The organism is Moorena sp. SIO4A1 (assembly GCF_010672065.1).
GTDB lineage: Bacteria > Cyanobacteriota > Cyanobacteriia > Cyanobacteriales > Coleofasciculaceae > Moorena.
On sequence record NZ_JAAHHX010000896.1, the window covers coordinates 1 to 1,203 of the forward strand.

General features: G+C 42.9%; 2 protein-coding genes. One reads left to right on the forward strand and one right to left on the reverse strand.

Annotated elements, in window-relative coordinates:
- The first annotated feature begins 492 nt into the window (after positions 1-492).
- Complete coding sequence (locus tag F6K53_RS43875) at positions 493-765, forward strand: hypothetical protein (RefSeq protein ID WP_075897574.1); 273 nt, start codon at positions 493-495, stop codon at positions 763-765.
- Positions 766-832: 67 nt separating this feature from the next.
- Here F6K53_RS43875 and F6K53_RS43880 read toward each other — a convergent pair.
- On the reverse strand, positions 833-1,203 hold a 371-nt coding region (locus F6K53_RS43880), incomplete at its 5' end, for a S24 family peptidase (protein ID WP_293087118.1).

A 1,203-nucleotide genomic window follows, 5' to 3' on the forward strand; every position in this document is an offset into this window, starting at 1 on the left:
CCACCAACAGAAAATCAATTGTAAAATAGAGTAAAATAAATCGTAGGGTGGGCAGTGCTTCCTATAATTTTTCAAGATTGTAGTAAATTAAATCGGCACTGCCCACCAACAGGAAATTAATTGTAAAATAGGGTATGAATTGTAAGGTGGGCAGTAATCATACCAATTCCAAAGCTTACCATCGGGATTCTATTTACTGCCCACCCTACATCAACTACTCATGATGGTGCGTTACGGGGCGGGTTGTTTCAACCAGAAACGAAGAGGCGCAAAATCATGGCTAGCCCGCCCCTAACGCACCCTACGCAACTGTTCCCCTAGTTTCACGATTATTTGTGAAGCAGTGAAGCAATAATCACGATATTTTATTCGAGCTTCACCCATAGTAAAGACCGTGAAATAAGTGAACTTTGATCCACAAATGCTTACTGTTAGTTTTGAGAGCCTATAGTTGGAGATAAGAGCGTTACTCAACTAAAGGCTGAATAGATTATGTCTCAAGCAAACAAAGAATTTGACCCAGAAACCCGCTTCTTGAACGAGCGCATTCGTCAAGCCAAGCTTTCCTTTAACTTGCTTGTCGGAGCTACAATTCTAAGCGGGATTGTGGGTCTAATCGGCGCAGGATTATTAATTTTTAAACAGTCACCTGAAGGAGCAGTGACTACGGCGGTGGGATTAGCATCGAATATTGCTTTTGTTAAGCTAGCTAAAGATGCTAATGATAGGTTGGATGAAGCGATTGAAGATGAGGATGAAGAGTAATAACTAGTAATTATAGCCGATGGGAATAGGAAACTCTGTTCCCTATTCCGGACAACTGTTGGAAAGTCTAATGTATCGCTGCGGGTGTTAAATTCTGCTGATATCCCCGCCAGACACCGACTAATACTCCTTGAACCTGGACATGTTTTGCCATCACTTCTATGGGATGGTACTTAGCATTAGAGGGTTTAAGAGTAACTTTGTGACCCTTACGATAGAAACGTTTCAAGGTAGTACCATGTCCATCCACCCGTGCCGCTACAATTAGACCATTCTTGATGTCATCGGGATCAGGCACTGGTCGCATAATCACCACATCCCCTTCTGTAATTAAGTCTTCGATCATGCTGTCTCCAGTAACCCGCAGAGCAAAGTTACCTGGTTGCTGGAAAAACCCAGATATATCCAACTCCTCAACTGTGTCGGTGAAGGGTTCCA

Coding starts and splice junctions, on each gene's coding strand:
- F6K53_RS43875 (WP_075897574.1), top strand. CDS start 493: ATGTCTCAAGCAAACAAAGAATTTGACCCAGAAACCCGCTTCTTGAAC.